Origin of the sequence: Mesorhizobium sp. C432A (assembly GCF_030323145.1) — a bacterium.
GTDB lineage: Bacteria > Pseudomonadota > Alphaproteobacteria > Rhizobiales > Rhizobiaceae > Mesorhizobium.
The window spans coordinates 151,764-177,555 of the sequence record NZ_CP100470.1 but is presented as its reverse complement, the minus strand read 5'-3'; the positions used below and the strand labels follow the sequence as shown (position 1 = coordinate 177,555).

The following is a 25,792-nucleotide window of genomic DNA, read 5'->3' as shown; positions in this document are numbered from 1 at the left end:
GGCGTAAACGACCGGTTTGTGTAACGCACCGTGAGAGGCGCGGGGCAATTGGAGGAAAGCAATGAAGACCATCGCTAAACTGCTCTGCGGCGTCGCACTCGCGGCTGCCGCCATCGCGCCCGCATCGGCCAAGGACCTCAACAAGGTCGGCATCTCGGTCGGCCTGCTCGGCAACCCCTTCTTCGTCGCCACCATCAAGGGCATCGAGGACGCGGCCAAGAAGATCAACCCGAAGGTCGAGGTGACGTCAGTGTCGGCCGACTACGACCTCAATAAGCAGGTCTCTCAGGTCGATTCCTTCATCGCCGCCGGCGTCGACGTCATCATGCTCAATGCGGTCGATGCCAAGGCGATCGGCCCGGCGGTGAAGAAGGCGCAAGCAGCGGGCATCGTCGTTGCCGCCTTCGACGTTTCGGCGCCAGGCGCCGACGTCACCGTCATGACCAACAACGTCAAGGCCGGCGAAGAGGCCTGCCAGTATCTGGTCGACCACACCGGCGGCAAGGGCGACTACGTCATCCTCAACGGCCCGGCGTCGTCGTCGATCCTGGAGCGGGTCAAGGGCTGCAAGGACGTCCTTGCAAAACACCCCGACATCAAGATCCTCTCCGACGACCAGAATGCCGAAGGCTCGCGCGACGGCGGCCTGAAGGTCTTTCAGTCGCTGCTGACCCGCTTCGACAAGATCGATGCGGTGTTTGCCATCAACGATCCGACGGCGATCGGCGCCCAGCTTGCGGCCAAGCAGCTCAATCGCTCGGAGTTCATCTTCACCGCAGTGGATGGCGCTCCCGATATCGAGAAGGAACTCGCTTCCGGCACCTCGATGATCAAGGCCTCGGCTTCGCAGGATCCCTACGTGATGGCTGGCCAGTCGCTGACGATGGCGGCTGAGCTGCTTGCCGGCAAGAAGCCGGCGGAGCCGACCGTGCTGCTCGACCCGAAGCTGATCACGGCCGAGAACCTGAAAGACTACAAGGGCTGGACCGCAGCCCGCTAAGCCTCCCAAGGCCGATGCGGCCGGGGCAACCCGGCCGCATCTCAATTCAGAAACGGGAGACGATCATGTCGCGCATCGGTATTCATTCCTTCGTCTGGTCGGCGAGTTCGGCGCAAGGCGACCTCGAACGGACGCTGGCCAACACCAAGGAGGCCGGTTTCGACCTGATCGAGTTCTCCTATCTTGACCCCGCCAATGTCGACGTTGGCGGGTTGGCCAGGCGCATCGCCGACCTCAAGCTCGGCGTCGCGATCAGCATCGGCCTGCCGGCCGACGGCGACATTTCGAGTGCCGACAAGGCGGTTGCCGCGCGCGGCGTCGAGATCCTCAACGAGACGATCGCGCTCACCCGCGATCTCGGCGGCCAGAAGATTGGCGGCATCCTCAGTACCAGCCACGGCTTGCAGACGCAGGCGCCGACGCGCGATCAGTGGAACCGCAGCGCGGGTACACTTGCGAAGGTTGCGGAGACGGCCAAGGCCGCCGGCGTCACGCTCAATCTGGAGATCGTCAATCGCTTCGAAAGCAATCTTCTCAACACCGCTTCACAAGGCCTGGCCTTCATCGCGGACACCGGCTCCGACAACATCTTCCTGCATCTCGATACCTTCCACATGAACATCGAGGAGGCCGATGTCGGACTGGCTATCCGCCATGCCGCTGACAAGATCGGTTATGTCCATATCGGCGAGAGCCATCGCGGTTTCCTCGGCACCGGCAATATCGACTTTGCCGCCATCTTCGATGCGCTGACCGCGATCGGCTATAGGGACGACCTCAGCTTTGAATCCTTCTCGTCGAAGATCGTCGACGAGAACCTGTCACGGAAGACGGCGATCTGGCGCAATCTGTGGTCCGACAATATGGAATTGGCCCGGCATGCGCGCGCCTTCATCTCAATCGGTCTGGAGACGGCGCAGCGAAAGGCAGAGCTTGTTGCATCGAGACATCGTCCTTAGCAGGAGCGCGCTGCCAAAGCGCCAATGTTGTCGTTCATCCGGCCCGCGCCTTACGTGCAAGGAATCGACGTCGGAGGCGCTGAGTGTGGCGGAGGCAGTCGAGCGGGGTGACGCTGACGAGAGCTTTCTGATTTTGGCCACGAAACGCAATAAAATCAACATTTTCATACGCCCTCCGGGGCCATCCGATCTCCATACTGGACGGGGATGACGTTTGACACAGCGCGGCGGAAAGAAGCAGGATAGCTGATAGAGTCGACATCGCATAATGATGTCACTATATAGCGGCGGCTTCGACCGCGTAGCTGTGGCGGTGTACCACGAAGCAGCAGAAAATGTGTTACGCGTTGTGATCCCTATTGTGATACAAATCGGCCGTCGACAGCAGGAAAGATCGTAAGAACAACAGCATAGAGCCGAAGCCGATCCCGGCCAACGTACCACTCTATCAAACAATCAGAACGTGCTCATTGAACCCTTCCCTTCATTCGGCTCTTCGGACCTCCGACAAGATCAACTTGCCGGGCGAAGCCGACTCGGTTCGAATGGCAGCATGCATCCTTTACCGGGTGCGGACGTTTACGGTTACCAACCGGCATAGCCGCCAGGGAAAAGCAGTATGAGTGAACATGCGATCGAGTTCTTGCGCGGATGGATCGGTGAAAAGGTCCACTGCCAGCACTCGCCGGTAAAGATCGAGAAGCAGGCCGAGACCCTCGCCAAGGAGTGCGCGGCCAAGGCCGCTGAGGTCGGCATTCCGCTCGAAGATATCCAGGAAGAAGTCGGCGACATCCAGGAACTGATCGCATCGCGGCTCGAAGAGGCGGCCGAGGCCGACCAGAGCAACGCGGCCAAGCCGTGACGCAACAGGCCTGGCGCCGCCAGGCCTTGTCCTCTATCCAAATCGATCTTTCAGCCAGGCCTTCGGCAGCGCCGGCACGAAATTGCCGTCGCGTCCGCTCATATCCTCATTGGCGACCATTGCATTGAGGATCGCCTCCTCTACGCCTTGCGCCACCGCATCGAAGAACGGATCGATATCGACGTCCGGGATGTAAGCCGCGTTTGCGGTTCGTCCCGACGGTGCAAGTGCTGCTTGCGGATTGGCGGTGGTGAAGGCCAGAAAAATGTCGCCCGAACTGTGGTAGCCGAAGCCGCCTGTCATGGCGATGCCGAGCGGCACGCGCTTTGCCAGCCGCTTCATCTGGTGCGGCAGAAATGGCGCATCGGTGGCGACGATGGCGATGATCGAGCCCTTTTCGGCACGCGGCGTGCCTTCGCGCATCGCCGGCTCTACCAGATCGGGCCCGACGCGGGCGCCGCGCAGTGTGAAATTGCGCCGCTTGCCGAAATTCGCCTGCACGAATACGCCGACCGTATGCCTGATGCCCTGCCACTCGATGATGCGCGATGCCGTGCCCGAGCCGGCCTTGAAGCCAAAGGCAATCATGCCGGTGCCACCGCCGACACTGCCTTCCTCGATCGCTCCACCGGCGGCACCGTCGAGCGCGGCTTCGACATCTTCGAAGCCGACGTGATGACCGTTGATGTCGTTGAGGAAACCATCATAGGTCTCCGCCGCAACCGGCAGGCCCCAGCCGCTGTCGAGCGCCGCCGGCAGCACGCGTTGCATCCAACGCAGCGTGCCGTCGCGGGTGACGCCGCAGGAATGCGTGTTGGTGATCGTGACGGGCAGGTTGAAGGCGCCGACTTCCTCGATAATGTGCGACCCCGTCAACTCGCCATTGCCGTTCTGGCTGAAGACACCCGCAAACACCGGCGTGGCGAGCTCAGCCAACGGCCGCGGCAGGATGGCGGTGACGCCGGTGCGCACCGGCCCCGTGCCAACCTCGAGCAGACCCTCGCCGGAAATCAGCGTCGCATAGCCGACCGATACGCCGGGCACATCGGTGATGGCGTTGAAGCCGCCCGGCGTGCCCTCGAAGGCAATGCCGAAAGCACGGGCGCGCGGCTTGCCCGCCGGCGTTTGAAGATGCGGGTCATGTCCGGTCATGCGGTCCTCTAAAAAAGCGAGCCCTGATTGCCCGGTTCTTTCGGTTTGCTGGCCGTCGGCTTTGCGGCGGGTTTGCTGGCGGGCGGCGTGGCCGCTGGTTTGGCAACGGCCTGCACCCGCTCGGCGTCGCCGGTCGCGACTGCATTTACGATGCCGTCGGCGAACTCCAGCTGCAGGCCAGCGCCCGGCGCCACATCAACTGCCAGTTTGATCACCGCGCCGTCGGCATCCTTGACCAGCGCGAAGCCGCGGGCCAGCACAGCCTTGTGCGACAGCGTTGCCATCAGCCTCTCGGATTGGACGATGCGGCCGCGCAGTCGCTCCAGCCTGAGCAGTACCGCTTGCGTGCCGCGTCTCGTCAAAGCTGTCAGCAGATCCCTCTGCACGGTTTGCCGCCGTGCCGTTGGCTCGATCGTAATGCGGCCTTGCAGCAAAGCCAGTTGCTGCCTGTGCCGTTGCAGGGATGCTTTCGCACATTTTGGCAACTGATCCGCCGCACGATTCAACTCCGCGCGCCGGGCTCTCGCCAATGCGCGCAGCGCCCCCTGGGCGCGCAAAAGGTTGCGGTCGTTGGTGCGTCGCGCCTCGGCAATCCGCCGCGACAGCGTTGCCGGAGTGAGCTTCACGGCGAAGAACCGAGCTTGCTTTCTTTCGGTGGAGACCATCAGCCCCCGGCTAAGCCGGCTGGCCGCCTCGTCCAGCCGCCGTCGCGGCAGCGCCAGCAACTGGTCGGGCGAGGGCAGCGCGCGGGCCGCCGCACGCGAGGCCTGCCGCTTGCGTTCGAAATTGCGCAAGGTGGCTGCTTTGAGCCGTGCGCCAAGACTGGCTAGTGTCGCTTCGAGGTCCGCTTTCACCGGCACCGCGATCTCCGCCGCACCTGTCGGCGTGGGTGCCCGCATGTCGGCGACGAGATCGATCAAGGTCCAGTCGGTCTCGTGGCCGACGGCCGAAATCACCGGGATGCGCGAGGCGGCGACGGCGCGCGCCAGCCCTTCATCGTTGAACCCCCAGAGGTCCTCGAGGCTGCCGCCGCCGCGCGCCACGATCAGAAGGTCGGGCGGCACGATCGCTCCATCCCAGGCCAGCGCGTTGAAGCCGTTGACGGCCGCCGTCACTTCCGCCCCCGCCGTCTCGCCCTGCACTCTTACCGGCCAGACCAGCACATGCAGCGGAAAGCGGTCCTTGATGCGATGGATGATGTCACGGATCACCGATCCGGTCGGCGAGGTGACGACGCCGATGGTGCGCGGCATGAAGGGCAGCCGCCGCTTGCGGCCGGCGTCGAACAGCCCTTCGGCCTGCAGTCGCCGCTTGCGCTCTTCCAAAAGCGCCATCAGCGCCCCGGCGCCCGCCGGCTCGAGATTGTCGATGACGATCTGGTAGTTGGATTTGCCGGGATAGGTGGTGAGTTTGCCGGTGGCGATCACCTCCATCCCCTCTTCGGGGCGGAATTTCAGCCGGCCCATCGTGCCTTTCCAGACCACCGCGTCAAGCCGCGCGCGGTCGTCCTTCAGCGTGAAATAGGCATGGCCGGAAGAGTGGGGCCCGCGATAGCCGGAAATTTCGCCGCGCACCCGCACATGGCCGAAGACATCCTCGACCGTACGCTTCAGCGCGCCGGAAATCTCGCTCACCGTGTATTCGGTGGCATTGGTTCGTGATTCGGATTCTGCGTCGCTCATCGGCCGATTGAGCGGCTGTTGTCGCTCCGCGTCAAGATTCCATAACTTGATCTTAAGCCTGGCCTGATTGACTCTGGGCCAAGGAGGACGCATGAGCGCCCGCAGACAACGCAGCCCGTTGACGTTCCAGGTCACCCTGACGGTGCTGACGCTTGCCGTTTTTGCACTGGCCATCGTTGTCGGCTTCGGCCTTTACGCCACCATGCAGGCCGACCGGGTCTCGCTCGAGCGGCAGAAGGTTTTCCTTGCCAACGGCCTGCAGGACCAGATCGCCGCGGTAAAGCGCGAGCAGGAAAGCGTCGCCGTCTGGGATGATTCCGTTATCAACGCCAAGGCCGGCAACCAGACCTGGATGGCCGAGAATCTCAGCGTCTGGATGTACTCGTATTACGGCCACAACCGGGTCTATATGCTGGACAACGCCAACCGGCCGGTCCACGCCATGCGCGAAGGCAAGGTCGTGTCGCCTGCCGTCTTTGGCGAGGACGAACCCGCTTTGCGGCCGACAATCGCCAGGTTGCGCCAGATGATGAGCAAGGACGCAAGCCAGGCCGGCGCAAAATTCGTTGCCGACGATCTGGTCTCGCTTGGCGGTCAGCCTGCCATACTCAGCGTCATGCCTCTGGTGCCGAGTTCGGATCGGGTCACGCAAGCACCCGGCAGCGAATATCTGCATGTCTCCATAGAGTTCATCAACGATGCGGTGATCGGCAAGATTGCCCAGAAATATCTGTTGGCGGGGGCGCATCTCCAGCCGATGGCTCAGCCGCTTGGCTCGGCTGCCATTCCGCTTATCGACAAACAGGGTGTCATCCTCGGCTATATTGCCTGGGACCAGGAACGGCCCGGCCTGACGCTGGTGGGCAAGGCCAGCCCGGCCCTGGCTCTGGCCACGCTGCTCGCGGCGAGCGTGCTGGCCTTTCTGCTCCGGCGTCTGCGCCGAGCATCATCGGCGCTGCAGACCAGCCAGGCCCAGGCGCAATATCTCGCCTTTCACGACACGCTCACCGGCCTGCCCAACCGGGCACTGTTCGAGGACAGGCTGCGGCGTGCCTTGCTTACCTCCGGCAATGAAAGCAAGGTGGCGCTGCTTTATCTCGATCTCGATCGCTTCAAGCATGTCAACGATACGCTTGGTCACCCGGCAGGCGACGAACTCGTGCGCCAGACGGCGGCCAGGCTTCAGCATACTGTTCGCGACGTCGACACGGTGGCAAGGCTGGGTGGCGACGAATTCGCGGTGATCCTGATCGATGTCCGCGACGTCAGGAACGCAGAGGATATTTCCGAGAGGGTGCTGCAGAAACTGCAGGAGCCGTTCAAGCTGATGGACGATCAGGTCTTTATCAGCGCCAGCATCGGCATAGCCTTGTCGACAGGCTCTGATGCCGATGCAGACGATCTGCTGCGCAAGGCCGACATCGCGCTCTACGAAGCCAAGAAGAACGGCCGTGGCCGCTACCAGGTCTTCGCCGGCGACATGGACGACCTTTTGCTGCGCAAGCGCAAGGTCGAGAGCGAGCTGCGCAGCGCGCTGAACGGCGGCACCGGTATCAAGCTCGCCTACCAGCCGGTCTTTGCCAGCGACGGCAAGACCATTGTCGGCGCCGAGGCGCTGATCCGCTGGGCGCATGAGGTCCATGGCGCATTGCCGGCAGCGCAGTTCATCGCCATCGCCGAGGAACGCGGCATGATCGGGCAGCTCGGCGCATGGGCCCTGCTGGAAGCCTGCCGCTTCGCCGTGAAGACCAAACTGCCGTGGCTCGCCGTCAATGTCTCGCCGCTGCAATTGCGCGACGCCGGCTTTGCCGAAGAGGTTGCCTCGATCCTCGCCGAAACGGGACTGGCGCCGAAGCGCCTGCAGCTCGAGATCACCGAAAACGTTCTCCTGGAAAACAACGACACCACCAGAGCGGCTCTGGCAGCCTTGCGCCAGTCGGGCGTCGGCATTGTGCTCGACGATTTCGGCACCGGCTATTCGTCGCTGAGCTATCTGCGCCGCCATGCCATCGACAAGCTCAAGATCGACCGCTCCTTCGTGCGGCTTCTCGACGGCGACGGCAATTCGGGCGCCATCGTCAAGGCGCTGATCGATCTCGCCGGCGCGCTCAAGGTCGAGGTCACCGCCGAGGGCGTAGAGACCGAGGTGCAAAAGGCGCTGCTGGTCGCCATGGGCTGCCAGCAGCTGCAGGGCTACCTCTTGTCGCCGCCGCTGGAGCCGGCGCAATTGGTGGCGCTGTCCGGCCTGTCGTCGGCCAACGCAACGACGGAGGCGGCAGCGTCGGCCTGATCGTTCCTACCAGCCAGGCAGGATCTGGTTCGGCTTGCTCCGCTTCATCTTGGCGAAGGCGAGCGAGGCGAAATCGAAGCTTCCCGTTTCTTCGCCGAGCGGCACGGAAATATTGTCGAGGCTTTCCGAGATGTGCCGGGCCAGCGCGTCGACGATTTCGGGCCGCGAGGTCTGGCCGCGCATGATGCCGATGCGGCAGTCGGGCAGCGCGCCAAAACCGTCGGCTTCGCCCAGCACTCGCATGCCGGGCCGCAGCGCGCATTCCGGCAGCACCGAGATCGCCAGCCCCGACAGCACCGCGGCGGTGATGACGGTCGCCGAGAAGCTGGTGAAGAGGATGCGATAGTCGCGGCTTTGCCGGTCGAGCACATCGACGGCGGCGCGCCGCCAGATGCAGTTCGGCCGGCCGAAGGCCATCGGCAGCACTTCCTGTTCGTGCGTGGCATGGTTGGCCGAGGTCACCCATAGCAGCGGCTCGCGCCGCACCACTTCCGACTGGCCGCGCGTATCGTTGTGCGTCACCAGCGCAAGATCGAGATTGCCGCGCTTGATATGCTCGACCAAGCCTGGCGTAGGCTCGCAGATGACGGTCAGTTCGACGCGCGGGTTTGACCGTGTGAAGCGTGCCATGATTTCGGGCAGGAACCGGTCGGCATAGTCGTCGGGGGTGCCGATGCGGATGGTGCCTTCGAGCCGCTGGTCATCGAAGGCGGCCAGCGTTTCGCGGTTGAGATAGAGCAGGCGGCGCGCGTAGGAGAGCAGCTTGTCGCCTTCCTCGGTCAGCCTGTTGGTGCGGCCGTCCTTTTCGAACAGCGGCTTGCCGATCCGCTCTTCCAGCCGGCGCATCTGCATCGACACCGCCGATTGCGTGCGCAGCACTTCCTCGGCCGCGCGGGTAAAGCTGCCGGTATCGGCAATCGAGATGAAGGTCTGCAACTGGTCGAGATCGAGTGGCGCTTTCATCGGTCCAATCCATCAGTAGCGTTGATGCTAAAGATTAGAAACATTCGTTGGATTAATCAATCGGTGCGTGGCAAATTCACATTGTCCACATGAAGGCATGTGAATCGAGACCGGAACGGCCGCTGTCCCCAGCGCCGATCGCCTGGTCTTGTCCAGTTCGAGTCTGAAGGAGACCGACATGACCACGTTTGATTTCGCCACCGAGACCTCGCGCATAACCTCGCGTCCGGCCGTTGCGACGCGCGTGGCCAACACCCTTCTCAATGCCTACCAGGCCTGGAAAAATCGCCGGGCCTTCTATCGCCTCGGCGAGATGTCGGACGCCGAACTCGCCGATATCGGCCTGACGCGCGCGGACCTCCATGTCGCCATCGATGTGCCGTTCGGCGCCGATCCGACCGTGAAGCTGCGTGCGATTGCGAGCGATCGTGCCGATACGATCGAAGATCTCGCCCGCCAGATAGCGTGATATCGGGCGCATTGTTTCGGTTGCCGTGAACCTTTCTCAGGCTCGCTGCGACCAACGAGTATAGCAGGCTCCCCACTCCCTGCCGGTTCCCCGCCGGCCAGCCTGCACACTGGCCCGGTCCTCCTCCAGGACCGGGCTTTTCTTTTAAAGCTCCGTCGTCATCGTGCGGTCTGCGCCGCTCGCTTCGTTCCTTGCTCCGAAGCCGCGAAGGTCAGCGCCCAACTACCGCCAACTACCGCCGGTCCATGTCCCGCTTGAACTGGTCGAAGATCGTTTCCACGCCCTTCTGATAGTCGTCGCGCTGCTGGGCGCCGGTCTCGAACATCTTGCCGAAAATATCGTCGAACGGATTGCGTGGCCTGCCGCTCGGATTGGCCTGCGGTTGCGGCGCCTCGCGCTCCTGCGGTGCCTGTCGCGGCTGGGGTGCTTGCGGCTGCTGCGGCGCCGGCTGCCCACCGGGCAGGCCGAAGCCGCCACCACCGCCTTGCCGCATCATCTCTTCAAAAATCTTGCCCAGCGGGTTGTCGCCGTAAGGGCTCTGCGTCTGTTGCGGCTGTGTTGGCTGCTGCGGCCGGCCCTGCGGTTGCTGTGCCGCGCCACCGCCGAACATGTCCTGCAGCACCTTGCCCAGCGGATTGTCGCCATAGGAGTTGGGCGCCTGTTGCGGCTGGCTTTGCGGCTGTTGGGCGCCGCCGCCGAACATGTCCTGCAGCACTTTGCCCAGCGGGTTCTCACCGTAAGGATTGGGTGCTGGCTGCGGCGCAGGCTGTGCCCCGCCGCCCGCCTGCCGCATCATCTGTTCGATGATCTCGCCGAGCGGATTGCTGCCGCCGCCGAAGCCACCGGCGGCCTGCATCTGACCCCCGGTCAACTGGTTTGTCGTCTGCTTGAACAATCCGCCCATCACCATCGAAGCGATGGCCGGCAGCATCTGCTGCAGGATCTGCTGGCTGACGCCGGTCGCCTGCGCGGCCTGGCTGGCCACCGCGCGCGACAGCTCCTTCGAGCCGAACAGATGACCCAGAATGCCATTGCCCTCATTGACGCCTTGCGGTGAGAAAGCCCTGGTCGCGTCCTCGAAATATTTCGCGTGCTGGCCGCTCGCCATCGCCGTCATGAAGGCGCCTAGCCCATAGGGATCGGCGGTGTTGCGTTGCAACCCTTGCGAGAAGGCCGGCAGCAGAGCGGCGACAGCCGCCTGCGTCTGCTGCATGGAAAGCCCGTACTGCTGGGCAAGCGCCTGCATGCCGTTGCCGTTCTGCGCCTGCGCCAATATGTCGAACAAGGTAGGCATCGGTTTCTCCTCCGGGAAATCCTCGAGGGAGAACCTAGTTCGTTTCGATGTTCGATTGAAGCGGCTTTTGCCGCTGCTCAAGGCGCGACGCTAATACGCATATTCCATGAACACCGGCTCGATCGAGCCGCCCCAGCGCGTGTGGTAGGCCGACAGCATTTCCTCAGCACTGGTGGTACCGCGCGCCACGACTTCGTCCAGCGTGTTGAGGAACGAGGTCTCGTCATAGCCGTCGCGGTTCTTCCTGCCGCGATTTTTCAGCCCAAGGCGCGAAATCGTCATTACATCGCGGCCGATCTCACGCAGCGTCGTGTTGCGGAACGGCGCGGAAATGCCTTTTTCCGGCACCGCATTGCGCATCGCCAGCGTTTCTTCATACGTCCAGCTCGAAGTCAGCGCCTCGGCGGCGTCGAGCGCGGCCTCGTCATAGAGCAGCCCGACCCAGAAGGCCGGCAGTGCGCAGATGCGGCGCCACGGCCCGCCATCGGCGCCGCGCATTTCGAGGAAGCGCTTCAGCCTGACGTCGGGGAACAGCGTCGACAGATGGTTCGCCCAGTCGCCCATGGTGGGCAGTCCGTCTGGTACTTCATTGCGGGCAGCGCCGGCCATGAACCGGCGGAAGGTGATGTGCGTCATGTCGTGATAGTGGCCGTCGCGGATGACGAAATACATCGGCACGTCGAGCGCCCATTCGACATAGTCGGCAAAGCCGAACTCGGGCGAGAAGCAGAATTCGAGCAGGCCCGAGCGCTGGTTGTCGGTGTCGCGCCAGATGTCGCCGCGCCAGCTCTGCAGCCCGTTCGGCCGGCTGTCGGTGAAGGGCGAGTTGGCAAACAGCGCCGTCGACAGTGGCTGCAGCTTCAGCGACACCTGCATCTTGCGGCGCATGTCGGCTTCGCTTTCGAAGTCGAGGTTCACCTGGATGGTGCAGGTGCGATACATCATGTCGAGACCCTTGGTGCCGACCTTGGGCATGTAGCGGGTCATGATTTCGTAGCGCGATTTCGGCATTTTCGGCGTCTGGGCCAGCGACCATTTCGGGCTGCCGCCGAGGCCGAGAAAGCGGATGCCCATCGGCTCGGCGATCTCGCGGACCTGCGCCAGATGCGCATTGCCCTCGCGACAGGTCTGGTGGATCGTTTCCAGCGGCGCGCCCGACAGCTCGAACTGGCCGCCCGGCTCGAGCGAGATCGCGCCCTGGCCGGTCGGCTCGACCAGGCCGATGATGCGGCCGTCATCGATGATCGGGTCCCAGCCGAGCTTTTGCTGCATGCCTTCGAGGATGGCGCGGATGCCGCGCTCGCCGCCATAGGGCACCGGCGCGTTGCCGTCGACATAGAAGGGGAACTTCTCGTGCTCGGTCCCGATGCGCCACTTGTCGCGCGGCTTGTTGCCTTCGGCCAGATGCTCGACCAGTTCGTCGATGCCTTCGATTGGCCGGAAATCGGTTGTGTCGCGCGCCATGGGGCCCCCTCTGCGGCTCTCGGAGCCCGCCGGCGCTAAATGGACGAAATGTCAGCAGCCGATCAAGCGAAAAATCCTGAGCCACAGGTCAACAGGAATTGATCTTTACGCTTCTTACCAGTCTCCGACCGTCGCCTGCATCACCGCAAGCGCCGCTACAGCTGCTGTGTCAGCGCGCAGGATGCGCGGTCCGAGCGGGATGGCAGTGACGAAGGGGAGCGCCCGCAGCATCTTGCGTTCGTCATCGGAAAAGCCGCCTTCCGGCCCGACCAGCAGCGCCAGCTTCCTCTCAGGTATTGCCTGTAATGCCGGCAGCGGGTTGTTGGTCGAGGCATCCTCGTCGCAGAAGATAAGCCGGCGTTCCTTGTCCCAGCCGGAGAGCAGGCGCTCGAATTTCTCGGCCTCGCGCACTTCCGGCACCGCCAGTATGCCGCATTGCTCGGCCGCCTCGACGACATTGGCGCGCAGCCGGTCGATGGAGGGTTTTGCCACTTGCGTGTGCTGGGTGATCACCGGCTGCAGGATGCCGGCCCCCATCTCGACCGCCTTCTGCACGAGATAGTCGAGCCGGCCCTGTTTCAGCGGCGCGAAGCAATAGATCAGGTCAGGCAGGGGCGGTTGCGGTCTCTGCGAGGCCAGCACCTTCAGCCGCACCGCCCTTTTCGACCTGGTGGCAATCGCCGCCGACCACTCGCCGTCGCGGCCGTTGAAGACCAGGATCTCGGCGCCTTCGCCGAGCCGCAGCACATGCATGAGATAATGGCTCTGCTGCTGGCCGGCATCGAATTCGATGCCCGCCGCGAGGTCGTCCGGCACGAACAGCCGCTGCATCTTGTAATTGGCGCGCATCGCCGAGGAATGGGCGAGGCGGTGCCTGGCGTCAAGTCTCGGCGGAACGATGCCACACCGGTTCAAAACCGTGCCGCAGCACCGAAACGGTCGTGGCCGGTGTGAGCAGGCGCAGCGACCGGCCGGCAAGGCTGTCGAAGGCCGCCGCATCGCCATAGCCTGCGAACGACCAGGGCAGCGCGTTGCCGCCGCGCAGCGCATAGGCCGAGCCGCCATCCGCGATCATCGCTCCGTCCGGCAATTCGGCAAGCTCTCCCATGGTGACATCAGGTGGCTTGCCGCCGGAAGCCAGCCGCTCCTTGTGCAGCCGCTTGTCCACCATTGGCGCGCGCGGTTCGTTTACACCGAAGACTTTGCCGAAACGCCCGACAAAATCCGTGGCTCGCTCACGCCGGCAATAGAAACAGGGACGGTGCCCGGCGGCCAGCGCCGTCACCTCGTCGAGGAAGAACAACTCGGTCCAGCCGGCCCTGCCGCCCGGCCGATTCCTGCCCATCGGCTCGCGCCGCACATTGCGGAATTGGCAGACGCAGATGATCCAGGCCGGCAAGGCCCAACGCTTTTTCAGCAGCGTCTTGGTCTCAGGATCGTGGATGATGCCGCGATTGCCGGTGAACAGGCCGCGCTCGGATATGGCATGGATGGCGCCGAACGGATCGACCCGGTTCTGCAGTGGCATAGCTCTCTCCCGAATACGCATCTTGGCTGCAATGCTGGCGACATGATATCGCTCGTCGCGTCATTTCATGTCAGCAGGGTTTTGCGATGCGGGTGCTGGTGGTCCAGAACTACGACAACACCGGCCTTGGCCAGGTTGGTGCCGCGCTCGCCGAAGCCGGCGCCGATCTCGACCTGCGCCGGCCCTACAAGGGCGATGCGCTGCCGGACGACGCGACCGGACACGATGCCATGGTGATGCTGGGCGGCGGCCAGAATGCGCTGGCCGACGATGACTACCCGTATTTCCCGGTGCTGCTCGAACTGACCCGCGATTTCGCCGCCAAGGATCGCTCGGTTCTCGGTATCTGCCTGGGCAGCCAGTTGGTTGCCCGCTCTTTCGGCGGTGAGAACCAGATCGGCGGCGCCTCGGAATTCGGCTGGCACAAGGTATAGCTGACGCCGGACGCCAGAACCGGTCCGGTGCTTGGCGCACTTCCCCAGGATTTCCCCATCTTCGAATGGCACGACGACACTTTCGCGCTGCCGTCAAATGCGGTGCGGCTTGCCGGCAGCGAAATTGCCGAGAACCAGGCGTTCCGTATCGGCCGCGCCGTCTACGGCTTCCAGTTCCATTTCGAGGCCGACCAGCCGATGGTGAGGGACTGGAGCACATCCTTCGCGCCGCTGATTGCCGATCGCCATCCCGACTGGCAGGATCGCCTCGACAGCGAAATGGCACGCAACGGCCCCGAGGCCGACGCCGCGGGCTTGGCCATTGCCCGCGCCTGGGTGGCGACGATCTGAGACTGGCCGCGCGCAGTCAGCAATTCCAGGAAAAGTGTGAAGCGGTTTTCCGTCCGGAATTGCGTCAGATAAAAAGATAGAGCGGTTCGCCGTAGCGGCGAACCGCTCTATCCGTTGCATAATTGGCACGCGGCGGGGAATCTGCCGGGGACAACTTCTTTCGTCCTTGGTTTGTGGCCGAACGCTATCCTACAAGGCGCGCGCTATGCAACGGCAATGCAACCGCGATGAACCTTCTGTGTGATCCGCGCGACACACCGCCGATACAGAATCGACCTACAAACGCGAAATCGTCGAAACTTTGAGACGAATTCTCGGTTTCAACCCATTGGTAACCGCCTCGTGCCCAGATGCAGGAAGCTCAACTAGAGATGACGTCCGTGAAAGCAGCGCTTCTGTCCTTTGTCATGCTGTCTGCCATCGTTTTGTGCGGTCTCGGCATTTATTCCGCCGATGCAGCCAACAACCATCAGGCCGTCGACGGCTACGGCGTCACCGCCGCGCTTCGCTAAAACGCTTTTCCCTGCACAGTCAGGATACGCTTGTCCGCGCCGTCCACGGCGAGCGCGCTGAGCATGCCTGACTGCCAGGCGAGTGTGTCGACATTGACGCGGTTCGGCATCACCTCCGCCTGCGGCACCGGTGTGTGGCCGTGCACGATCACCTTCGGGTAAAGCCCTGGATGGTTGTGGAAGACGTCGCGGATCCAGACCAGATCCTGCGGGCTCTGGCTCGCCAGCGGCACGTCAGGCCTGACGCCGGCATGGCATAAGAAGAAATCACCTGATATCAGTGACAATTGCAGCGACCGCAGGAAGTCGACATGGGCTTGCGGTACAGCATTGACCAGTGCCTGGTGTCCCCGCCGTAACGCCTCGGCCTTGCCGAACCAGCTTGCGTGTCCCGCTAAGTCGACACCATAGGATTGTGCCGTCTGCACGCCGCCATAACGGATGAACAGCCCTTCCGGGTCAGGCTCGTCGAGAAAGTCGAGGAAGCCGATATCGTGGTTGCCGGCGAGCATCAGATGCCGCGGATCGCGTTTCTGTGCCTCGATCAGGAAGTCTATGACGCCCTTGGACTCTGGTCCGCGGTCGACATAGTCGCCGAGGTGGATGACGCGCCAATCGCTGGTCGGCTTGTATTCGAGTTCGCTCTCGATGCGGCGATGCATGGCGGCGAGCAGATCGAGCCGGCCATGCACGTCGCCGATCGCATAGAGGCGCATGCCATCGGGTGCGCGCGCGTCGAGGTAGTGGATGCCGGTCTCGGTCAAGGCGGCTTCGTCTCCGTGATCCAGCGAGGCTAGGGTCTAATCGGTGAACAAGACCCTAGCGCCGCAACTGGTCCTTGCCCATGTCGGTCACCAGCCGCTTGCCGCACAGTGCCAGCGTGATGTCCATCTCCTTGCGGATGATGTCCAGCGCCAGGGTCACGCCTTGCTTGCCCATGGCGCCCAATCCGTACAGGAACGGGCGGCCGATATAGGTGCCCTTGGCGCCGAGGCAAAGCGCCTTCAGCACGTCCTGGCCCGAGCGGATGCCGCCGTCCATATGCACCTCGATCCTGTCGCCGACGGCATCGGCGATCTCTTCCAGCGCCATGATTGACGACGATGCGCCGTCGAGCTGGCGCCCGCCATGGTTGGAAACGATGATGGCGTCGGCGCCGGTCTCGACCGCCATCAGCGCGTCCTCCTTGTCGAGAATGCCTTTCAGGATCAGCTTGCCGCCCCAACGTTCCTTGATCCAGGCGACATCCTTCCACGACAGATGCGGGTCGAACTGCTCCGTCGTCCACGATGCCAGCGAAGCGACGTCGCCGACGCCCTTGGCATGGCCGACAATGTTGCGGAAGGTGCGGCGCTTGGTGCCGGCAATGCCCATCAGCCAGCGTGGCCGCATGGCGATGTTGGCAATGTTGGCCAGCGTCATCTTGGGCGGCGCCGACAGCCCGTTGCGGACATCCTTGTGGCGCTGCCCCAGGATCTGCAGGTCGAGCGTCAACACCAGCGCCGAGCATTTTGCAGCCTTCGCCCTGTCGATCAGGTCGAGCACGAAATCCTTGTCGCGAAGCACGTAGAGCTGGAACCAGAACGGCTTCTTGGTCACCGACGCGACATCCTCGATCGAGCAGATGCTCATCGTCGACAGCGTGAACGGCACGCCGAATTCCTCTGCCGCCTGCGCGGCCAGCATCTCGCCATCGGCATGCTGCATGCCGGTCATTCCAGTTGGGGCAAGCGCCACCGGCATCGCCACTTTCTCGCCGATCATGGTCGATTCCAGCGAGCGGTTGCTCATGTCGACCAGTACGCGCTGACGGAATTTTATCTTCTGGAAGTCCTCTTCGTTGGCGCGGTAGGTGCTTTCGGTCCAGGCGCCGGAATCGGCATAGTCGAAGAACATCTTCGGCACCCGCCGGCGCGCCAGGTCCTTGAGATCGGCAATGGTGAGGATGTCGCTCATGGTGGTTCCTCGTTAGCCAGTCGTCTTGAAGCCGTCGTCGGCGTCGGAGCGCTGCTTAAGCCTGAGCCGCGACACGCGCTGCCAGTCGCCGCTGCGTTCGGCCTCGAGCATCGAGCGCTCGACATAGGAGATATGGTCCATCGCCGCTTGGCGGGCAGCTGAGGGATCGCCGGCCTTCACGGCTTTGTAGATCGCGCCGTGCTGGGCCAGCAGCGCCTCGCGCGCTCCGGGCACGCTGAACACCAGAAGCCGGTTCTGGAACACGCCTTCAGACAGCAGCCGGTAGCAGGAGCGCAGCGTGTGCAAGAGGATGATGTTGTGCGCGCATTCGCACACAGCATGGTGGAACTCGACGTCGATTTCCGCCTCGTCGTCGAAATCGCCGGTGCGGTGCGCCTCGTCCATGCGCGCCACGATGCGGTCGAGCAGCGCAATGTCGTCCGCTGTCGCGCGCCGCGCCGCATATTCGGCCGCAACACCTTCGATCTCGCGGCGGTATTCCAGATAGTCGGTCACCGCCTTGCGGTGCATCGAGATGAGGTCGGTCACCGGCTTGGTGAACAACTGGCCGATGACGTCGGCGACATGGGTGCCGCCGCCGGCCTTGGTGATCAGCAGCCCGCGCCCTTCCAGCGCCTTCAGCGCATCGCGCAGGATCGGCCGCGACACGTCGAACTGGCGCGCCAGCTCGCGCTCGCCCGGCAGCCGGTCGCCGGTGCGCAGCACGCCTTCAAGGATCAGGCTTTCGATCTGCTGCACCACCTCGTCGGCGGTGCGCGAATGCTCGATCCTTGAGAAAATATCGCTCAACGGGGGCCTGGGAAATTGAACCGGCGTCGCGCAAGATAAAGCCAGCGTCGCCAACTGGTCAAATTATTTATCCAATTTGCCCAATCGGGTCGGTCTGCGCGTCGCGCCGGCAGGACCTACGATGCTAGACTTTGGTGTTTACGCGCCTCATGGATTGCCTTTAGAGGACGCCATCACACGAAGGGTCGAGAACAGGGGGACCACCGTGTCGGACGAGACGTCCAACCTCGAATTCCAGCCGCGCGCCCAGGGCAGCGTGATGGGCTTTCCCGCGCATGAGGGACGGCCCGGCGCGATCGGCGAGGTCCATGCCCGGCCGCATCCGCTGATCGAGAAGCCGCGCGTGCTTGTGCAACTCGCCTTCATGACCGAGGGCGGCTCCGGCGTCGACATGGCCGTGCTCTCCGAACTGTCGCGGCGCCTCGGCATCGCGGCGCCCGACCGTCATGCCCGCCACCACGCCATGAAGTGGGGCAAGGGCACGCTGCGCTGGGAGCGGCATACGGAATTCTCGACCTATCTTTGGGAAGGGCCGCTTGCCGAAAGCGGCAGGGCGCAGGAGGATTCTCCTTTCGGCAACGGGTTCTCGCCGCCGGGAACGGTGATCTCAGGCATAAGGCTGGAGATCCGCAAATGGACGCCGGCAAGCGAGAAGCTGATTGCGGCCTTCGACCCGACGAGCCTCTGCTATTCGCTGGTCGAGCGCGGCAATGCGGCCATCGTCACCGATTTCCGCCAGGACGGCGACGGCCTGACCCGCATCCTGGTGCTTGATCGCGGCCTGACGCCGGCGCGGACCGGGGCGCTGTCGCAGCGGCTGATCGACGTCGAGACCTACCGCACGCTTGCCATGCTCGGCCTGCCGCTGGCGCTGACCCTGTCGAGCCGCGCCCGCCGCATCGAAGACCGGTTGGCGCAGACCACGCTGGAAATGAAGGTCACTGAAACCCGCGACAGCCAGACGCTGCTCGCCGACCTGACCGAGCTTGCCGCCGAGCTGGAAGCCGATGCCGCCTCCAGCCTCTATCGCTTCGGCGCCAGCCGCGCCTATGACGGCATCGTTGTCGAGCGGCTGGAGGCGCTGGACGAAGAAGCCGTGCCCGGCTACGACACTTGGGGCGGCTTCCTGCAGCGGCGGGTGGCGCCTGCCATGCGCACCTGCCGTTCGGTCGAGGAGCGCCAGGCCAACCTGTCGCGCAAACTAACCCGCGCCACGACGCTGCTGCGCACGTGGGTTGATGTCGAGGTCGAGAAGCAGAACCGCGATCTGCTGGCGTCGATGAACAACCGCGCCCGGCTGCAACTGCGGTTGCAGCAGACGGTCGAGGGCCTGTCGGTGGCAGCAGTGTCCTACTATGTCGTCGGTCTGATCTCCTACCTTGCCAAGGGCGCCTCGATCTTCGGCCATGCCATTGCGCCCGAAGTCGTCACCGCCGCCTCGGTGCCGGTCGCCATCGTGCTGGTCTGGTGGGGGGTGCGGCGAGTGAGGCGGATGCACTCCGAGCCGGCGAAACATCCGGGGGAGTAGGAGCGCACTTTACCCTCCCCCTTGTGGGGAGGGTCGATCCGCATAGCGGATCGGGGTGGGGGTGCTCGTAAAGAGCTTTCGTCGCGCGGACCCCCACCCCGCTCACTGCGTTCGCGACCCTCCCCACAAGGGGGAGGGTGAATAGCGGCAGATTGCCGCTGCGGAAGGCGGGCAGTACGCTCTTTGCCCGACGCGGTGTTTGCAACATCCGAATGAAATTGGTAAAAGATTTTTACCAGCCAAGCGGAGAACGCCGCCGATGTCCGGCCTTGTCATGCCCAAGCCAGACGACGCCACTATGCGAAGGCGGGCGGAGATCGTCGCCGACATGCGCATCATCGTGCCGGGCGAGGGCGTCGTCGACGCCACCAATGAGATGCGCGCCTTCGAAAGCGACGGCCTCACCGCCTACCGGCAATTGCCGCTGGTCGTGGTGCTGCCGGAAACGGTGGCGCAGGTGTCGCGCATCTTGAAATACTGCAACGACCGCAACATCCGTGTCGTGCCGCGCGGCTCCGGAACCTCGTTGTCGGGCGGCGCGCTGCCGCTCGAGGATGCCGTGCTGCTGGTCATGAGCCGCTTCAACCGCATCCTTGCCATCGACTATCCCGACCGCATCGTCGTCGCTCAGCCAGGCGTTACCAATCTTGGCATCACCATTGCCGTCGAGCAGGAGGGCTTTTACTACGCCCCTGACCCATCCTCCCAGATCGCGTGCTCGATTGGCGGCAATGTCGCGGAAAATTCCGGCGGCGTGCACTGCCTGAAATACGGCCTGACCGCCAACAATGTGCTCGGCATCGAGATGGTGCTGATGAACGGCGAGGTGGTGCGCCTGGGCGGCAATCATCTGGACTCGGAAGGCTATGATCTCCTCGGCGTCATGACGGGGTCCGAAGGCCTGCTCGGCGTCGTCACCGAGGTCACCGTGCGCATCCTGAAAAAGCCGGAGACGGCCCGCGCTCTGCTGATCGGCTTTCCGACCAGCGAGCAGGGCGGCCAATGCGTCGCCGACATCATCGGCGCCGGCATTATCCCTGGCGGCATGGAGATGATGGACCGGCCGGCGATCCATGCCGCGGAAGATTTCGTCCATGCCGGCTACCCCCTTGATGTCGAGGCGCTGCTGATCGTCGAACTCGACGGGCCGGGCGTCGAGGTCGATCACCTGATCGGTCTCGTCGAAGCGATCGCCTATAGGAACGGCTCCACCACCTGTCGCATCTCGCAATCCGAACAGGAGCGGCTGAGTTTCTGGGCCGGCCGCAAGGCGGCCTTCCCGGCGGTCGGCCGCATCTCGCCCGACTATTACTGCATGGATGGCACCATCCCGCGCAAGGAATTGCCGCGTGTGCTCGCCGGCATGCGCGAACTGTCGGAGAAATACGGCCTTGGCGTCGCCAATGTCTTCCACGCCGGCGACGGCAATCTGCATCCGCTGATCCTCTACGACGCCAACGTGCCGGGCGAACTCGACAAGGCGGAAAGTTTTGGCGCCGACATCTTGCGGCTCTGCGTCAAGGTCGGCGGCGTCTTGACCGGCGAGCACGGCGTCGGCGTCGAGAAGCGCGACTTGATGCCTGAAATGTTCGACCAGATCGACCTCGATCAGCAAATGCGCGTCAAATGCGCCTTCGACCCCAATCATTTGCTCAACCCCGGCAAGGTGTTTCCACAACTGCGCCGCTGCGCGGAGCTTGGGCGCATGCACGTGCATCGCGGCCAGGTGGCGTTTCCGGACATTCCGAGGTTTTGATGGGGGCGGAATGTCTCACGTCGGCGATCCTTCGCGCCCCCCTCTGTCCTGCCGGACATCTCCCCCACAAGGGGGGAGATCACCAGTCATCTCTGCCTTCGCCAATCTTCGACGTTGCTAGAGAAGCGCGGTCGCCAAAGCTGCTAATCTCCCCCCAAGTGGGGGAGATGTCCGGCAGGACAGAGGGGGGCGCGAAGGAACTCGACCCATCTTCGCCATGACGACCTTCACCCCCACCACATCGGCCGAGATCCTCTCCACCGTCCAATGGGCGGCGGCGGAAGAGTCACCTTTGGAAATCATCGGCCACGGCTCCAAGCGCGGCATCGGCCGGCCACAGCAGAGCGAACACACGCTCGATCTTTCGAAGCTCACCGGCGTCACGCTCTACGAGCCGGCCGAGTTGGTACTGTCGGCCAAGGCCGGCACGCCGCTTTCCGAGATCGAAAACCTGCTCGCCGAAAGCGGCCAGCAACTCGCCTTCGAACCGATGGATTACGGTCCTTTACTCGGCGGCGAGCCCGGCAAGGGCACGATCGGCAGCGTGCTCGCCGCGAACCTGTCCGGCCCGCGCCGGCTGAAGGCGGGGGGTGCACGAGACCATATTCTGGGAATCAATGCGGTTGCCGGACGCGGCGAGGCCTTCAAGTCCGGCGGCCGCGTCGTCAAGAATGTCACCGGCTACGATCTGTCGAAGCTGATGGCCAACAGCTGGGGCACGCTGGCCGTGTTCACCGATGTCACCTTCAAGGTGCTGCCGGCGGCCGAGACCGAGGTGACGCTTGCCATGCGCGGCCTACTCGACGATGCCGCCTCTGCCGCCATGGCGCTGGCGCTCGGCTCCAGCGCCGAAGTGTCGAGCGCGGCCCATCTGCCCGAACGCATCGCCGCGCGCGTTGCCGGGGGCAGTCTAGGCACTGACGCTGCAACGCTGCTGCGCGTCGAAGGGTTTGGCCCATCGGTCGCCTATCGCATCGAGGCACTGAAGACCCTGCTGAAAAATGCCGGCCCGCTGCAGGAGATCGCAGGCGAGACATCGCATACCCTCTGGCGTGACATAAGGGACTGCACGCCATTCGCCGACCGTAGCGAAAAGCCGGTCTGGCGCGTCTCCATGGCGCCGTCTCAGGCCCATCAGATGGTGCTGACGCTGCGCATGCAGATCGGTGTCAGCGCCTTCTACGACTGGCAGGGCGGGCTGGTCTGGCTGCGCATGGAGCAGGGCGATCCCGAGGCCGCCCTGCTGCGCGGGCTGATCAGAAAGCATCGCGGCGGCCACGCGACGCTGGTGCGCGCCACCCCTTCGTATCGCGCCGCCGTTCCGGTGTTCGAGCCGCAGGCGCCGCATCTGGCCGCACTGTCGGCGCGCATGAAGGCCGAGTTCGATCCTAAGACCATCCTGAACCCAGGCCGCATGGCCCAAGGCTAAGATAATGCAAACTAACTTCTCCCTTGCCCAGCTCGCCGATCCGCATGTCGCGGAATCGGAGAAGATCCTGCGCAAATGCGTGCATTGCGGCTTCTGCACCGCCACCTGCCCGACCTATGTGACGCTTGGCAACGAACTGGATTCGCCGCGCGGCCGCATCTATCTCATCAAGGACATGCTGGAGAATGGCCGCCCGGCCGACAAGGAGATCGTCACCCATATCGACCGCTGCCTGTCCTGCCTCGCCTGCATGACGACCTGCCCGTCGGGCGTCAATTACATGCACTTGGTCGACCATGCCCGCGCCCATATCGAGGAAACTTACAAGCGGCCGCTGCTCGACCGGCTCACCCGCGCCATGCTGGCCTTCGTGCTGCCCTATCCCGCGCGCTTTCGCGCCGCGCTGAAATTGGCGAGACTCGGCAAGCCATTCATTCGTCTGTTCGAAAAGGTGTCGGCCCTGAAGCCGCTCAGCGCGATGCTGAAGCTGGCACCGGCCTCGATCCCGACGGTCTCGCCAATGGCCTCTTCCGGCATTCATGCCGGGCAGGGGACGAAGAGAGGCCGCGTCGCCATCCTCACCGGCTGCGCCCAATCGGTACTCGACCCCGCCATCAACGAGACGACGATTGCATTGCTGACCAGGCTTGGCGTCGAGGTCGTGGTGCCGCAGGGCGAAGCCTGCTGTGGCGCGCTGGTCCATCATATGGGCCGCGAGGCAGCAGCCCTTGCCTCGGCCCGGCAGAATGTCGATGCGTGGACGCGTGCCATCGACCAGGGCGGGCTCGATGCCATCGTCATCACCGCGTCCGGCTGCGGCACAACGATCAAGGACTACGGCTTCATGCTGCGCCTCGATCCGGCCTATGCCGACAAGGCCGCGCGGGTCTCGGCGCTGGCCAGGGACATTACCGAATATCTCGCAAGCCTCGACCTGCCCGAGCCGGTGCGCAAACCCGGCACCGTCGTCGCCTATCACTCCGCCTGCTCGATGCAGCACGGCCAGAAGATCACCCGCCAGCCGAAGGAATTGCTGTCCAAGGCGGGCTTCGTCGTGCGCGAACCGCGCGAGGGGCATCTGTGCTGCGGCTCCGCCGGCACCTACAACATCCTGCAGCCGGAGATTTCCGCAAGGTTGCGTGACCGCAAGGTGAAGAACATCGAGGCGACCGACGCCGAAATCGTCGCCACCGGCAACATCGGCTGCATCACCCAGATCGCTTCCGCCGCGAAGCTGCCGGTGGTGCACACGATCAAGCTGCTCGACTGGGCCTATGGTGGTCCGAAGCCGGAGGGCGTCTCCGAAGGAAACCTGGTCGCCGCCGAGTAAGCAGCTATTCCGCTGCCAGCCGGTCCACCACGCCATACGTCGCCTGGTAGCGCGCGCGCTGGCGGCTGAGCGCGACCATTGTGTTGCGCAAGAGGATCGCCACAGTGATCGGGCCGACGCCGCCCGGCACCGGCGTGATCCAGGACGCGACTTCCTTCACGCTCTCGGTGTCGACGTCGCCGACGATGCGGCTCGTGCCGTCCGGGCCGATCTCGGAATTGATGCCGATGTCGATGACGGCCGCACCGGGCTTCACCATGTCGGCCTTGATCAGCCGCGGCTTGCCGACGGCGACGAACAGCGCATCGGCGCGGCGCGCATGTGCCGCCACCGAGCGCGTCATGTGATGGCACACCGTCACCGTTGCTCCTTCGCTCATCAGCAGGAAGGCAATCGGCTTGCCGACGATCTCGGAATGGCCGACGACGACGACTTCGAGCCCCTTGAGGTCGAGGCCGGTTTCCTTGAGCAGCTCGACCGAGGCCGCAGCCGTGCAAGGCGCGAGGTCGAGCTGATTGTAGACGATATTGCCGATCGACGCCGGATGCATGCCCTCGACGTCCTTCAGTGGATGCACCGCCGCTTGCAGCGTCTTGATCGGGATATGCGCCGGCACCGGCCGCTGGATGATGATGCCGGTGACGCGCGGGTCGGCGTTCAGGCCGTGGATCGCCGCCTCGAGTTCGCCGGCGCTGATGTCGGCGGGGAACCGCCGCTCCTCGAAACCGATGCCGGCAAGCGCGGCCTTGGCGCGCTGGTTGCGCACATAGACATCGACGGCAGCGGTATCGCCGACGGTGATCGACACCAGCTTGGGCGGAAAACCTTCGGCGGTGGCGATGGCGGCATCCTCGCGCACGGATGCCATGATGCGCTGGGCGACCGGGCCGCCCCGGAGATAGCGGCTATCGTCTGGCGGAGACATGGCTGAACCTTTGCAGCGAGTTTGGCGCAGGGGAGTTTGGCCGTCCCTATAGCAGGGGAAATGCGGCAAGGCAGCGTGAAAGCGAACCGTCATCCCCCTGGCGCGACGTTCTGGCGCAGCCTGGCTCAGCTACCGCCGCAAAGAGAAAGGGCAGCGCGGTTTCCCAGGCTGCCCTTTCCTGACTGGCCGCATCCCCACACGGCCCGTCCCCCGTAAACTCTTCCCGACCCTGAAGGTCTAACCTTCTGGACCAGATGATTCGGTAGCCGATTATATCACGACCACGGTCGTTCCAACATTGACCCTCTCGTAAAGGTCAACCACGTCCTCGTTGCGCATGCGGATGCAGCCGGAAGACACCGAGCCGCCGATGGTCCATGGCTGGTTGGTGCCGTGGATGCGGTATTCCGTCGTGCCGAGATAGAGCGCGCGGGCGCCAAGCGGGTTTTCCTCGCCGCCGGCCAGATAGGTCGGGAGGTAGCGGCCCTTGGCGGCCTCGCGCTTGATCATCTCCGCTGGCGGGCGCCAGTCCGGCCAGACGCGCTTGTTGGTGATCTTGTGCGTGCCAGACCATTCGAAGCCAGGCTTGCCTGTGCCGACGCCATAGCGCCGCGCCTTGCCGTTCTTCTCGACCAGGAACAGGAAGTTCTGCGTCGTATCGATGACGATCGTGCCCGGCTTCTGCGGGCCGTCATAGGCGACTTCCTGCGGCAGGTAGAGCGGATTGATCTGCGGCCGCATCACCACGCGCTTGGCCGGCGCCTGCACGGAAGCAGTGCGCACCCGATCGGGTCGCGCCGGCTGCGCATAGCGAAGTCGCGGCTGCTGGACCACCTGTCGGCTCTGCCGCACGATGCCGGGCGCCCGGCCAAGCTGCAGCACCCAGGGTGCGGAAAGGTCGGGGCTCACCATCACCGGCGGCCTGTCGGCATAGCGGTCGTTGGCGGCAGAAGAGGTGACGCCGGCGGCCAGAATGGCCACGGCGCCGAGCACGGAACGCAAAAAGATCTTCATCGGAACGCACCTTGATCGTCGAACGGACGGAGGCGGAACTTGCCCCCGGTTGCGCGATCCTTGGCGCGAAGCGGCAACCGAAAC

22 protein-coding genes and 1 pseudogene are annotated in these 25,792 nt (G+C 64.0%); 11 read left to right on the top strand and 12 right to left on the bottom strand.

Features of this window, described 5'->3' with window-relative positions; all coding sequences use genetic code 11:
• The first annotated feature begins 61 nt into the window (after window positions 1-61).
• The 3 genes from NLY33_RS00805 to NLY33_RS00795 all read left to right on the top strand — a co-directional run bounded on the left by NLY33_RS00805 (window position 62) and on the right by NLY33_RS00795 (window position 2,821).
• Window positions 62-1,000: an ABC transporter substrate-binding protein gene (locus NLY33_RS00805; protein WP_023670567.1), complete on the top strand. Its 939-nt coding sequence runs from the start codon at window positions 62-64 to the stop codon at window positions 998-1,000.
• Window positions 1,001-1,065: 65 nt separating this feature from the next.
• A complete protein-coding gene (locus NLY33_RS00800; RefSeq protein ID WP_023707957.1) occupies window positions 1,066-1,959 on the top strand; it encodes a sugar phosphate isomerase/epimerase family protein in 894 nt (297 codons plus the stop codon).
• Window positions 1,960-2,578: 619 nt separating this feature from the next.
• The gene (locus NLY33_RS00795) at window positions 2,579-2,821 is read left to right on the top strand and encodes a DUF768 domain-containing protein (protein WP_023670565.1); all 243 of its coding nucleotides are present in this window, start codon (window positions 2,579-2,581) and stop codon (window positions 2,819-2,821) included.
• A gap of 33 nt (window positions 2,822-2,854) precedes the next feature.
• Here the strand turns inward: NLY33_RS00795 and NLY33_RS00790 are convergent, their stop codons facing one another.
• Together NLY33_RS00790 and xseA are read right to left on the bottom strand one after the other, a co-directional pair.
• A complete protein-coding gene (locus NLY33_RS00790; RefSeq protein WP_023695092.1) occupies window positions 2,855-3,973 on the bottom strand; it encodes a DmpA family aminopeptidase in 1,119 nt (372 codons plus the stop codon).
• An 8-nt stretch (window positions 3,974-3,981) separates the two neighbouring features.
• Window positions 3,982-5,655 carry an exodeoxyribonuclease VII large subunit gene (gene xseA / locus NLY33_RS00785; RefSeq protein WP_023704477.1) on the bottom strand — a complete coding sequence of 558 codons (1,674 nt, stop codon included), beginning with the start codon at window positions 5,653-5,655 and terminating at the stop codon, window positions 3,982-3,984.
• Window positions 5,656-5,746: 91 nt separating this feature from the next.
• Between xseA and NLY33_RS00780 the strand changes: the two genes are divergently transcribed.
• Window positions 5,747-7,945 carry a bifunctional diguanylate cyclase/phosphodiesterase gene (locus tag NLY33_RS00780; RefSeq protein ID WP_031196128.1) on the top strand — a complete coding sequence of 733 codons (2,199 nt, stop codon included), beginning with the start codon at window positions 5,747-5,749 and terminating at the stop codon, window positions 7,943-7,945.
• 6 nt (window positions 7,946-7,951) lie between these two features.
• Here the strand turns inward: NLY33_RS00780 and NLY33_RS00775 are convergent, their stop codons facing one another.
• The gene (locus NLY33_RS00775) at window positions 7,952-8,908 is read right to left on the bottom strand and encodes a LysR substrate-binding domain-containing protein (RefSeq protein WP_023670561.1); all 957 of its coding nucleotides are present in this window, start codon (window positions 8,906-8,908) and stop codon (window positions 7,952-7,954) included.
• Between the two features lie 178 nt (window positions 8,909-9,086).
• Between NLY33_RS00775 and NLY33_RS00770 the strand changes: the two genes are divergently transcribed.
• Entirely contained in the window at window positions 9,087-9,377 is a 291-nt protein-coding gene (locus tag NLY33_RS00770; protein ID WP_023670560.1) for a DUF1127 domain-containing protein, read from the top strand.
• 232 nt (window positions 9,378-9,609) lie between these two features.
• Here the strand turns inward: NLY33_RS00770 and NLY33_RS00765 are convergent, their stop codons facing one another.
• From NLY33_RS00765 to NLY33_RS00750, 4 genes are all read right to left on the bottom strand, one after another.
• Window positions 9,610-10,671 (bottom strand): DUF937 domain-containing protein, encoded by a 1,062-nt coding sequence (locus NLY33_RS00765; protein WP_023704475.1) that lies wholly within the window; start codon window positions 10,669-10,671, stop codon window positions 9,610-9,612.
• A gap of 90 nt (window positions 10,672-10,761) precedes the next feature.
• Window positions 10,762-12,135, bottom strand: coding sequence for a glutamate--cysteine ligase (locus NLY33_RS00760; RefSeq protein WP_023704474.1), 1,374 nt, complete (start codon window positions 12,133-12,135; stop codon window positions 10,762-10,764).
• A gap of 114 nt (window positions 12,136-12,249) precedes the next feature.
• A complete protein-coding gene (locus NLY33_RS00755; protein ID WP_023704473.1) occupies window positions 12,250-12,984 on the bottom strand; it encodes a 16S rRNA (uracil(1498)-N(3))-methyltransferase in 735 nt (244 codons plus the stop codon).
• A 31-nt stretch (window positions 12,985-13,015) separates the two neighbouring features.
• The gene (locus NLY33_RS00750; RefSeq protein ID WP_023692351.1) at window positions 13,016-13,663 is read right to left on the bottom strand and encodes a hypothetical protein; all 648 of its coding nucleotides are present in this window, start codon (window positions 13,661-13,663) and stop codon (window positions 13,016-13,018) included.
• 86 nt (window positions 13,664-13,749) lie between these two features.
• Here NLY33_RS00750 and NLY33_RS00745 point away from each other — a divergent pair.
• A pseudogene (locus NLY33_RS00745) lies at window positions 13,750-14,448 on the top strand (type 1 glutamine amidotransferase).
• A gap of 371 nt (window positions 14,449-14,819) precedes the next feature.
• Window positions 14,820-14,960 (top strand): hypothetical protein, encoded by a 141-nt coding sequence (locus NLY33_RS00740; protein ID WP_006206855.1) that lies wholly within the window; start codon window positions 14,820-14,822, stop codon window positions 14,958-14,960.
• Here the strand turns inward: NLY33_RS00740 and NLY33_RS00735 are convergent.
• From NLY33_RS00735 to NLY33_RS00725, 3 genes are read right to left on the bottom strand one after another with little or no spacing between them, the layout of a single operon-like run.
• The gene (locus NLY33_RS00735; RefSeq protein WP_023681837.1) at window positions 14,957-15,724 is read right to left on the bottom strand and encodes a metallophosphoesterase family protein; all 768 of its coding nucleotides are present in this window, start codon (window positions 15,722-15,724) and stop codon (window positions 14,957-14,959) included. The two genes, NLY33_RS00740 and NLY33_RS00735, sit on opposite strands and share 4 nt — an antisense overlap.
• Before the next feature lie 55 nt (window positions 15,725-15,779).
• Window positions 15,780-16,916: an alpha-hydroxy acid oxidase gene (locus tag NLY33_RS00730; RefSeq protein WP_023681836.1), complete on the bottom strand. Its 1,137-nt coding sequence runs from the start codon at window positions 16,914-16,916 to the stop codon at window positions 15,780-15,782.
• A 12-nt stretch (window positions 16,917-16,928) separates the two neighbouring features.
• Window positions 16,929-17,726 carry an FCD domain-containing protein gene (locus NLY33_RS00725; protein ID WP_023692349.1) on the bottom strand — a complete coding sequence of 266 codons (798 nt, stop codon included), beginning with the start codon at window positions 17,724-17,726 and terminating at the stop codon, window positions 16,929-16,931.
• A gap of 205 nt (window positions 17,727-17,931) precedes the next feature.
• On the opposite strand from NLY33_RS00725, the gene NLY33_RS00720 reads away from it, so the two are divergent.
• The 4 genes from NLY33_RS00720 (at window position 17,932) to glcF (ending at window position 23,769) form a co-directional block, all read left to right on the top strand.
• The gene (locus NLY33_RS00720; protein ID WP_023686827.1) at window positions 17,932-19,254 is read left to right on the top strand and encodes a DUF3422 family protein; all 1,323 of its coding nucleotides are present in this window, start codon (window positions 17,932-17,934) and stop codon (window positions 19,252-19,254) included.
• Between the two features lie 259 nt (window positions 19,255-19,513).
• Window positions 19,514-21,010 (top strand): FAD-linked oxidase C-terminal domain-containing protein, encoded by a 1,497-nt coding sequence (locus NLY33_RS00715; protein WP_286439457.1) that lies wholly within the window; start codon window positions 19,514-19,516, stop codon window positions 21,008-21,010.
• A gap of 217 nt (window positions 21,011-21,227) precedes the next feature.
• Window positions 21,228-22,439 (top strand): FAD-binding protein, encoded by a 1,212-nt coding sequence (locus NLY33_RS00710; protein WP_023704472.1) that lies wholly within the window; start codon window positions 21,228-21,230, stop codon window positions 22,437-22,439.
• Window positions 22,440-22,443: 4 nt separating this feature from the next.
• Window positions 22,444-23,769, top strand: coding sequence for a glycolate oxidase subunit GlcF (gene glcF, locus NLY33_RS00705; protein ID WP_023704471.1), 1,326 nt, complete (start codon window positions 22,444-22,446; stop codon window positions 23,767-23,769).
• Between the two features lie 4 nt (window positions 23,770-23,773).
• On the opposite strand, the gene NLY33_RS00700 is transcribed toward glcF, so the two are convergent.
• Both NLY33_RS00700 and NLY33_RS00695 read right to left on the bottom strand, forming a co-directional pair.
• Entirely contained in the window at window positions 23,774-24,694 is a 921-nt protein-coding gene (locus NLY33_RS00700) for a bifunctional 5,10-methylenetetrahydrofolate dehydrogenase/5,10-methenyltetrahydrofolate cyclohydrolase (RefSeq protein WP_023670547.1), read from the bottom strand.
• A gap of 270 nt (window positions 24,695-24,964) precedes the next feature.
• Window positions 24,965-25,708 (bottom strand): L,D-transpeptidase, encoded by a 744-nt coding sequence (locus NLY33_RS00695; RefSeq protein ID WP_023686831.1) that lies wholly within the window; start codon window positions 25,706-25,708, stop codon window positions 24,965-24,967.
• Window positions 25,709-25,792: the final 84 nt, after the last annotated feature.